Source organism: Streptomyces sp. NPDC050743 (genome assembly GCF_044456925.1).
Classification (GTDB): Bacteria; Actinomycetota; Actinomycetes; order Streptomycetales; family Streptomycetaceae; genus Streptomyces.
Window position 1 is genome coordinate 1 of sequence record NZ_JBITGJ010000178.1, and the last position, 9,397, is coordinate 9,397.

Consider the following 9,397-nt stretch of genomic DNA (forward strand, 5'->3'; position numbering starts at 1 on the left):
GAGGCTTCCAGGTCCTCGTCCAGGCGAACATGATGATCAAGGACCAATCCACCATCGAGGCGTTCGAGGACCAGGTCCGCGAATTTCCGGAGATCGTCGAATGCAGGCGCATGTTCGGCGATCCGGACTACGTGATCTGGGTCGCCACCACGGACGCCGACGCCTACGAGCGCTTCTACATGACGAAACTGACCAATCTGCCGGGCGTGGCCAGAATGAACTCACAAATGACCATGAACATGGTCAAGGAGCGCACTTTCACCCTGTGACGGGGCAGGGTTACGTCAACGGCCACCGCATCCAGCCCGCAATCAGGCAACGTCGCCGCAGCCGCGGCAAGATCGTCCTGCTGCCCTGCCCCGACCCCCGAGCTGTCACCCTCGGCACCGTTCACCTACACGAGGAATACCCATGACCAGTACCGAAGACCTCGCCCGACGCTTCTACCAGGCATTCGACACCGCGGACCCCGCACTGCTCGACGAGGTCCTGGCCCCCGACTGGACTCCCCAACCACCCGTCCCCGGCAACCCGGGCGGCGCCGACGGCCAAAAGCAGACCCTGCACATGCTCCACAACGTGTTCCAGGGGCTCCGCTACCAGGTCGAGGAGGTCCTCGTCGCAGCAGACACCGCCGCCGTACGGGCCCGCCTGACCGGCCGCCAGGTCGGCGAGTTCCTGGGCGTGCCCCCACCGGCCGTCGGATCGAGATGCTCACCATGGAGTTTCACCGCGTCCAGGACGGCCGCATCACCACCACCCGGCACCTGGAGGACTTCTTCGGCGCTCACCTGCAGATGACCGCGCCGCAAGCCCTGTCGACGATCACGAAATTCGAAATTCCCCAGGTGGGGCGGGCCACACCGCCACCGCACAACAGCCGCCGGATCGCCTCGGCCGCCAGGATCGGTCCCAGCCCGAAGCCCCTCCATGCCCTGTCGAGATGGACACGGTCGAGGATCAGCAGATCACCGACGGGATGGACGACGGCCTTCTCGAAAGCGGCACTGTAGCCCGCGCCTCCGGACCGACCGAGAACGGCTGAGGCGATGACCTCGAGATCACCGGACTCGGCATCCGCCGCCTCCCACCCACTGTCACCGGTGTCATCACGCAGCCGCCACAGGATCACATGCCCCACCTCGGTGCCCACAGCCGGAGCACGGCTTTCCTCGCCCTCCTCGTCCTCCCACTCCTCGTCACCTGCCATCTCGTAGGTGACCTTGACGTACCAGGACTCCAGAGTGTCCTCGAAGTCGTACGGCACCGCGGGATGCCCGTGACCGTAGTGCAGATGCAACCGGGCGGGATCACCCAGGAGTTCACCGACCGGGCGCTTGGGCCTCGCTGACGTCATGTCCACAGCCTAGGAGCGGGCACTGACACCCCACCGGGAAACGGTACGACGGGCACCTTGCCAGGTCCTCCTCCTGATCACGGATACGCAGAGATCAACCTCCTTGCACGAGGCCAGCCAACCAGCTTGTCACCACCGACCACGCCCGCAGCCGCGCTCTTGGCCCACCTCACTCCCCCACGCCACCACACCACCCCTGACCAGCACAGACTCGCTTCGCCCGATCCACCCAGCAGAAGAAAATCCTTCAACGATCACTAGATTCCGAAACGATCACTGAACTCGCACTTCAGAGGGCCCTTCGACTCTTGAACCTCCACGGAAACCCCAGCTCAGATCAATACGGCACGACGACCAGAAATCCCGTAACGATCACTGCGTTCGTCTCTCCGCCGCAGGAGCGGAGGTCATCCGGCAAGTGCTCGCCAGGCCCGGTGGCGCAGGGTGGCCGTGGCCAGCAGACCCAGCGCCAAGGTCGCACCGACGAGGACAATGCCGGTGAGGACCGGCCCTCCGCGAAGTGCGGACGCATGGATCCAGCGGATGGTGAAGTTGCTGGATGCGGCCACCGGGAAGCTGAAGATCCACAGGCCCGGGTGGAACGAGGGCTGGCGCAGCTCGGGGATGAGGAAGACGACGAGGAGGACGGTGAAGAGCAGGGTCCCGGCGAAGCCGTAGCCGACGGCGTCGAAGACGCCCTTGTGAGCGGCGGTCCAGGCGATTCCACCGGTCGCCGGTGGGATGGTCAGGACGGTGAGGGCCGGCCGGGCGGGCCCGGGCAAGGGGCCACCGGTGAGGCGGACAGTGCTTTGAGCACCGCGGTCTCCATGCCGGGCGCCATCTCGCTCGCAGGTGGAAGGAAGATTCCCCACGTCACCGAACCGTCCTCGCGCAGCGCCGGCTGCAGGCGCAGGCCACGGCGGGCGGCTCTCGCTGCAACGTCACGCAGGGCGTCATGCCTGCAGCGCTCCGCAGCGTCACCGCCTGGCGCGGGGACCGGGCTGACCAGGTCGGTTGCTGGCCGCCCGACGACCTCGCCCGCCGGGCGCCCCAGCAGCTCCTCCGCCTGGTGGCTCCACTGCACGACCACGCCTTTGCCATCCACGATCATCAGGGGCGCCTCACCGGCCACGGCAACCACCTCCGCCTTCCAGCTTGCCCGGCGGTCAGGGGCTGCGCCGCCGCAGACCGGCACCCAGCTCTGGCTCCGCGCGAGGGGCGCTAGGAGAAGACCCCTGGGACCTCCACCGGCGGACGGCACCGAACCCGCGCGCAGGTCCCGAGCACCTGGGGTTGACCGGCGGATGCCCTCCGCCCACGCCGGTTTCGGCCGGGCTCACAGCGTCCCCGGGATCAGCGCCCAGGTGCGTGACGCGGGTGAACCCGTGAACGATGAGAGAGCCGCCCGGCTGATGAGGTAACCACGGCCCGCCTGGCTGCGGCTGCGTCGCTGGAGCCGGGCCGCCTAATCGGTGGCCCTTTGGCCACCGCCGCCTGGCACGACCGAGCAGGGGACCGACATGAACACGTTGCTCGCAGAGGCCCTCGATGCCCACGGTGGCCTCGAACGCTGGAATGCACGCACCACGGTTCGTGCCACCATCGTCAGCGGTGGCGACATGTTCGTCATCAAGGGGATGCCGCAGGACCCCACTCCCCGGGAGATGACCGTCTGGCTGCACGAGCAGCACGCCTCCGTGATGCCGTTCGGCGCCCCCGACCAGAAGACCGACTTCACGGCCGACCGAGTCAGCATCGAAAAGGTCGACGGCCGCGTCGTGGCCGAACGCAACGAACCGCGAAAGTCGTTCACCGGGCACGACCTCAACACCCCGTGGGACCCACTGGACCGCGCCTACTTCAACGGATACGCGCTGTGGACGTATCTCACCACGCCCTTCCTGCTGGCGATGCCCGGCTTCACCCTCGCCGAGGTCGAACCATGGCGGGAAGGAGACGAACTCTGGCGGGGATTGCGGGCCGCCTTCCCGCGCCACATAGCCAGCCACAGCACTCAACAGGACTTTTACTTCGGCCCCGACCATCTCCTGCGTCGGCACGACTATCACGTCGACATCGCAGGGGGGTTCGCCGCGGCACAGTACGTTTATGACACCGTGGAAGCGGACGGGATCCGCCTGCCCACCAAACGCCGGGCCTACCGAGGCGATGCGGACAACCGCCCGATCCTCGAACAGACCATGGTCTCCATCGACGTCAGCAACGCTCGGTTCACCTGACATCGGGCCTGAACGTGGCGCGCGTGCCGAGCGGGATTGGTGGCTGCGCGCCCCGTACCGTTTCAACGGCGGGCTCAGCCACCAAGGTTGGCCAGCCAACGCAACGCGCTGCGACTCGGCAGGAACAAGTACTCGCCGCCACGGGTGATGACGAAGCGCTCGACGCCATGCAGGCGACGCCGTACCGGGCGCTGGGGGATCGTGAAGACGCCCGTGCCGTCGTTGTCGCCCGTGAGCAGGTCCTTCTCCACATCGAGGCCGGTGAAGTTGCCGTCGTTGAACCATTGCGACTTCACGAACTCGAACTGACGGTCCAGGTGCGCGTTGACGGCGATGAACACGATGCCGCGGTCGGCGCCGTCGTCATCCAGGACGCCGGCCGGCAGCGGCGGCCCGTAGCTGGTGCTCCGCCGGATCAGGCGGTGGAGGTCGACGTCACCGATGATCTCCGAGTCACGCGGATTGGCACGCCTGGCGTGTGCGCCACGAGGGCAGACCGTACCGTGCAGATCGGACGCGTACAGGAAATCGTTGTTGCGCTGCTCGTCCGCCCCCAGGTCCGGGTCGTCGTGCTCGGGCGCCAGGATCAACGGGGCACCGCTCGGCCAGCGGCCCACGATCTTCGCGGCGAGCAGCGACTCCTCTTCCGGGCTGCCGGCGTTGTCGTGGAGATAGCGCCGGAAGGCGGCGACGCGTGAGTGCAGCTTCCGCCAGACCACGAACGTGCCGTTACGGCCCAGCACCTCCGGCTCCGGCATCGGCGGCAGGTTTCCGGTCTCGTCGGGATAACCCAGCACGAACTCGCCTGCCTTGAGGACGGGACCGCCGCCGGGTGGATTGTCCGCGCCGCTGCCTTCCACCGCTGGGTTGCTGATGCCGTCCTTGTAGCCGAAGCTGGTGCGCCCCGAGGCCAGTTGGTACAGGTCCTGCCGGTACACCACGTGCAGGCCGGGAAGCTGCGCGCGCGCCTGGCGGGCCCGTTCGAGGACGACGGCCAGTGACTCCTGGTCTGCGGCGACGAGGGACAGTACGACGTGCACCTGGCCGGTGCCGAAGGGAGGCTCCCAGTGTGCGGGTGCGCTCTCGCCGGTGTCGCCCAGGAACTCGGCCCGTGCCGCCATGCCCTGCCGGAACTCCTCCGGAAAGCTGTTCAGGGAACTCTGCGGCACCTGGAGCGCTTCGAGCCCCCGGTACGTCACCGCGACGTTGAGGAGCGCCGGGAGCGGGGGCTGCCACCAGTTGGCAGCGGAGTCGACCAGTCCCGCCAGGCGTCCCATCAGCTCACGGCCGGCGCCGGGATCGTCCACCCGCAGCAGGATGTAGGTGCCGACGTACGGTGACGGCCGGGTGCGCAGCACAATGCCCTGAATCTCGTCCAGCTGCAGGGCCGGGCCTTCGACCGTCGTCATGTCGTCCCCTCGATCAGACTTCGGCCGATTTGTATCAATTTTCGGATCTACCGGTGCCGTCCGACACGGCAGGTCGCGCGATCCACGAGCGCTCGGGCGCGTGGGGTCGGCCGAAGGGCGAGGTTCTGCCGGGCAAGGTCAAGTGCCCGCCGAGGGTCGGCGCCGACCGTCAGCCAGAACTCCGCCGCGTGATCGGCGTACGCCTCAGGGTGGCGCGCCATCAACCTCTCGTAGCGAGCGGCGGCGTGGGCGCGCCAGAACTCTGCCTCAGTCCCCGGCTCCCGCGTGGTCAGGATGCGGGCGAGCTTGGCGGCGTAGTGCGGATCGTCACTCGCCGGCGCAAGTCGGCGCAGGTGCCCGATCGCCATGGCTGCCCTGCCTTCGACGGCGTCGATCTCGGCGAGGTGGCTCTGTGCCGGCACGTAGGCCGGCAGTCGGCGAATGGCCGACTCCAGCCAGATGCGCGCGCGTGCGAGGTCGCCCGTGGACAGCCATGCCTGCCCGCACTGGAATTCGAGCACCGCGAGAGGGAACGGACTCACCCCGCGGTAGCCGCGTCTCGCTGCGAGAAACCACGTCTCAGCCTCGACAAGGTCTCCGCGCTCGGCATGCCAACGGGCCAGGGCGCAAAGGGCACTGAAGTCACGACGTCTCGCCAGAGACTGTCGATGCACCGCAAGCGCCTCGTCGTAGCGCCCGACGGCCTGATGGACGGCTGCCCGCTCCTCGTCCAGCTCGCCTCGGTCGGGTTCCAGCGCAGCCGCCGCATCGAGATCGTCCAGCGCCGCGGAGAAGCGGTGGAAGAGGGCCGCCAGCCTGGCGCGGGCCACAAGGGCGCGTGGATCGCACGGTGCTTGGTCGACGAACTCCTCGGCCAGTGACGCAGCGCGCTCGGCCTCGTCGATGCGACCCAGCACGTGCCCGCGCAGGGCGGTCAGCTCCACCAGCTCACCCCACCCGTCACCGGTCAGGCTTCCCCGTGCTGCCTGCCGAGCAAGGCCCTCGATGCGCGCGCCGAGGTTGCCCATGGCGAGCACGCCGGCCGTCGTCTTCGGCCCGCCCTCCAGGCTGAGTTGCGTCCGGTTGCTCACACGGTCGGCCGCTGTGGTGCTGCTGCTCATTGGCTCGCGCCGGCCGTAGGGACGGAAACGGGTTCGGGCGGGTCGAGGTTGGGCTGTGGCAGATACGGGAATTCGCGAGAGGCCGGCATGGTCGCCTGGTCGACGCCGTCGCTGACTCGGGGGCCGTGGAAGGCGTTGACGATCAGCGTGTAGAGCGTGTCGATGGCATCGTCGTTGAGTGACCGGCCGCCGCAGGTCGTGTGCGCCTCTCCCTCCAGCAGGGCCCGCTCGATCTCGAAGTAGCTGTCCTCGGCGTACGGCTTGGCCACATCCACGACCAGGAAATCGGCCAGCAGCAAATCCGTCAGCGGATGCGTGCCGTCCGGCTGCGTCGTCCAGTCCGTCTTGCCGTCGAGGCCGTCGAAGAACGCCAGGTTGGCGTTGAGCCGCGAGCGGTAGGCGCTCACGTAGGTGGGGCCCAGCCGGAACGGGTCTTCCTCGTTGTACAGATCGCGCAGGTCCACGACCCTGTTCGCGCTGTCGACCCCGTTGTCCGACATGAGAACGTTCTTCACCTCGGGACGGCCGAGCCGCTCCAGGCGCACGGGGTAGGGGCCCTCCGTGACGGTTTCCGCCGCGACGGCAAAGACGGTGGCCGAGGCCGGACCGAGCAGCCGAACGACATCCACCTCGACGACGATGGCCAGGACATCGACGTCCTGCAGCGTGTTGGTGCCCTTGGGCAGGAAGGCGAGCCGCCGCTCAGCCCGCGTCTCCACCTCCTTGCCGACGTCCATGAAGAAGGGGTCCAGCCGCAATCCGGCGTAGACGCGGACGCCGTGGCCCTCGCCGCCCCGCTCGTCGTTGACCGGGAAGGCAACCGACTCCCCGTCGGGGAGTAGGCACGTTCCCCGCTGCGTCACCTCACCGTCGGCGTCCGACCCAACCGGTCCAGAGAACGTGCAGGTGAACGCATATTCATCGGTACCGACTTCGAAGAGCGAGCCGGGGGAACCCGCTGGAATGGCCGTGGGACGGACGCGGAACCGATAGCTGGCGGCGTCGGAGAACAAGGCGCCTGGCCGGGCGTTCGGAAAGACGTCCATGACCAGGACGAGCCGGCCCGCCTGGGCCGGGCTGGGAAACGCGTAGAGGTCGGCGAGGTCAATAGCTGGATCCGCCTCAGCACGGGTACCGGAGAAGTGGTCGGACATAACGGTGCGACCTTTGCTGGAAGGTCCCGGTCCGGCGACCGTGCGCCGACGCCGGGCCGCCTGGTGAAGCCCAGTGTCATGGCTGCGGCCATAGCACCTGGGACGGGAGACAACTGCTGGGCCACGCCCCTGTCAACGGACGGCCCGCCGAGGCGGCCGCGACCGCCGGGAGCCCTGGGCCACTAGCCGGCCGCAGCATCCAGCAACATGTTGAACGCCTGCGTGACCTTCTCCGCCTTGGCGGTGTCCTCGACCGTCATGGTCGGATTGGAGGCGTACCACATGTCGGCCTCCACGATCTTCGGCTTCAACCAGTCGACGATGCCGGGATCACCAGCCCCGGGGTAGCCCTCGATAACCCCGTCGAACATCTCGTCGAACCATGGCCCGGCGTTGGCGAAGATATCCGCGATGTACGGCTTGAAGTCACCGTCATAGGTGACCGCGCCTATGACCTGGGTGTCATTGTTGATGAAGGTGACGCGGAAGTCGTGGACAGTTCCGACAAGCTTTTCGTAGTGAAAGGCATCTTCCTGGATCTTGGTGGCATTCTGGCGAAACCTCTCCGCTCCGCCTGGCTTGACCGGGAAGAGCACGGTGATTTCCGCTATCTGCCCGACTCGCTTGCCGAGACCGTCGGGCTGCCTGGCCACTTTCGGAGTCGCGTCCGCCGGAGTCGCCGAGGTCTCGGACCCTTGCGTCGTCATGGCTCCCTCTCCCTTTGATCTTCTCTTGGCCGGTCTGCGGGCTCCTTCTCCACTCCGAGGTTGTGCGAATTCTTCCCAATATCAGCTTTCTCGCCCCGCGGGACGTCGGCAAGACGATCACGACAGCATGGGTCGAAGGCTCAGGAAGGGTCCTCCGCAACCGGCTTTGAGCCGGAGTCGAGTCGGCGGCGGCCGTCGAGGGGGCGGGCGGAGGTGTGCGGGAGGTGGAGGTGGTGGGTGCCGTAGCGTTCGACGGCCAGGAGAGCGGCGTCGTCTCCGGGTTCGTGGCCGATGTGGTTCAGCAGGTCGCGGTGGATGTGGCGGATCAGGGCTTCAGGTCCGGACGTGGGGGCGAGGGCGGCGCGCTCGGTGAGGGGGTAGAAGGCTCCCCCGGGCGAGCGGCCTTCGATGACGCCGTCGGTGTAGAGCAGCAGGGTGTCGCCGTCGTCGAAGGTGAAGGGGTCGGCGCGATGGCTGGGGACGGACAGTTAGCACATGCCCAAGGGGGGTACCGGGCGCCGTGCGTGCAGGACGGTGACCTGTCCGTCGTGCAGCAGCAGGGGCGGCGGGTGGCCCATATTGATCATCTCGACCTGTGTGCCGTGGTCGGCGATCTCGAGCAGCAGGGCGGTGATGAAGTGCTCACCCGCATCGTGCTCGGTGTCCGCGACATCCTCCAGGCTGCGGCAGACACTCACCTCCAGGCCCGAGGCAAGTTCGGGCAGGGTGTCGAAACGGTGCGCGCCCTCGCGAGAACGCGCCCAGCACCATGGATGCCTCACCGATGGCGGCCAGCCCCTTGCCGCGGACATCGCCGATGATCACGCGCGTGCCGCGGTCGGAGCGGGCGATCGCGAACAGGTCGCCGCCGATTCGGGTCTCGTCCTCGGCTGCCAGGTACAGCCACGCCACCCGCAGCGGGCCGATCCGGCGGCGTGGTGGCCGCAGCAGTACGAGCTGCGCCGTGTCGGCCACCGACCGTGCCCGGTTCAGCTCCCGGCTGCGCCGCTCGCGCACATGGCAGACGAAGACGACCAAGGCGGACAGCAGGGCCAACCCAGTGATCTGTGAGAGGTGGTTGGTTGTGGTCAGTCCGCCGTGGAACACGGCGATGAGCACCCGGGCCGCCACCGCCAGTGCTCCGACGAGGGCGGTCAGTCGCGGCCCGGCCAGGGACGCGGTCAGGGCCGGCGCGATCACCAGCAAGGGGCCCAGGTGGACGTCCGGCGGGGAATGGATGTCCACCACCGTGATCACGGCGATCAGCGCAAGGGGGATTGCCACCAACCTGCGGCCCAGCTGTCGTTGCAGGGAGTGACTAGCTGTTTTCCAACCCCGGGGTGTTCGATGGCGGTCCGTACGGCGAGCTTGATCGTGTGATCTGGTGGCGGGATCGGGAACGAGGACGA

The 9,397-nt window shown here is 67.8% G+C and carries 9 protein-coding genes and 3 pseudogenes; 3 read left to right on the forward strand and 9 right to left on the reverse strand.

Features of this window, described 5'->3' with window-relative positions:
- Together ACIBJF_RS49765 and ACIBJF_RS49770 are read left to right on the forward strand one after the other, a co-directional pair.
- Positions 1 to 269, forward strand: a 269-nt coding sequence (locus tag ACIBJF_RS49765) for an Lrp/AsnC ligand binding domain-containing protein (RefSeq protein WP_399184509.1), incomplete at its 5' end; no start/stop codon positions are given.
- Between the two features lie 142 nt (positions 270 to 411).
- Positions 412 to 801: an ester cyclase gene (locus ACIBJF_RS49770; RefSeq protein WP_399184510.1), complete on the forward strand. Its 390-nt coding sequence runs from the start codon at positions 412 to 414 to the stop codon at positions 799 to 801.
- Here the strand turns inward: ACIBJF_RS49770 and ACIBJF_RS49775 are convergent.
- From ACIBJF_RS49775 to ACIBJF_RS49785, 3 genes and pseudogenes are all read right to left on the reverse strand, one after another.
- On the reverse strand, positions 788 to 1,357 hold the full coding sequence (locus tag ACIBJF_RS49775; protein ID WP_399184511.1) for a hypothetical protein: 570 nt from the start codon (positions 1,355 to 1,357) through the stop codon (positions 788 to 790). The two genes, ACIBJF_RS49770 and ACIBJF_RS49775, sit on opposite strands and share 14 nt — an antisense overlap.
- A gap of 407 nt (positions 1,358 to 1,764) precedes the next feature.
- Entirely contained in the window at positions 1,765 to 2,229 is a 465-nt protein-coding gene (locus ACIBJF_RS49780; RefSeq protein WP_399184513.1) for a hypothetical protein, read from the reverse strand.
- Positions 2,230 to 2,366: 137 nt separating this feature from the next.
- A pseudogene (locus ACIBJF_RS49785) lies at positions 2,367 to 2,468 on the reverse strand (PAS domain-containing protein); the annotation flags it as partial.
- A gap of 409 nt (positions 2,469 to 2,877) precedes the next feature.
- Here ACIBJF_RS49785 and ACIBJF_RS49790 point away from each other — a divergent pair.
- Positions 2,878 to 3,597 carry a hypothetical protein gene (locus ACIBJF_RS49790; protein ID WP_399184514.1) on the forward strand — a complete coding sequence of 240 codons (720 nt, stop codon included), beginning with the start codon at positions 2,878 to 2,880 and terminating at the stop codon, positions 3,595 to 3,597.
- 74 nt (positions 3,598 to 3,671) lie between these two features.
- On the opposite strand, the gene ACIBJF_RS49795 is transcribed toward ACIBJF_RS49790, so the two are convergent.
- The 6 genes and pseudogenes from ACIBJF_RS49795 to ACIBJF_RS49820 all read right to left on the reverse strand — a co-directional run.
- On the reverse strand, positions 3,672 to 5,006 hold the full coding sequence (locus ACIBJF_RS49795) for a Dyp-type peroxidase (RefSeq protein WP_399184515.1): 1,335 nt from the start codon (positions 5,004 to 5,006) through the stop codon (positions 3,672 to 3,674).
- Positions 5,007 to 5,053: 47 nt separating this feature from the next.
- Positions 5,054 to 6,127, reverse strand: coding sequence for a tetratricopeptide repeat protein (locus ACIBJF_RS49800; protein WP_399184516.1), 1,074 nt, complete (start codon positions 6,125 to 6,127; stop codon positions 5,054 to 5,056).
- Positions 6,124 to 7,281: a DUF4331 family protein gene (locus ACIBJF_RS49805; protein WP_399184517.1), complete on the reverse strand. Its 1,158-nt coding sequence runs from the start codon at positions 7,279 to 7,281 to the stop codon at positions 6,124 to 6,126. Before ACIBJF_RS49805 ends, ACIBJF_RS49800 begins: the two co-directional genes overlap by 4 nt.
- 182 nt (positions 7,282 to 7,463) lie before the next feature.
- On the reverse strand, positions 7,464 to 7,988 hold the full coding sequence (locus tag ACIBJF_RS49810; protein ID WP_399184518.1) for a hypothetical protein: 525 nt from the start codon (positions 7,986 to 7,988) through the stop codon (positions 7,464 to 7,466).
- A gap of 140 nt (positions 7,989 to 8,128) precedes the next feature.
- Positions 8,129 to 8,686, reverse strand: a pseudogene (locus ACIBJF_RS49815) (PP2C family protein-serine/threonine phosphatase).
- Positions 8,631 to 9,397: pseudogene (locus ACIBJF_RS49820) on the reverse strand (hypothetical protein); the annotation flags it as partial. The pseudogenes ACIBJF_RS49820 and ACIBJF_RS49815, both read right to left, overlap by 56 nt.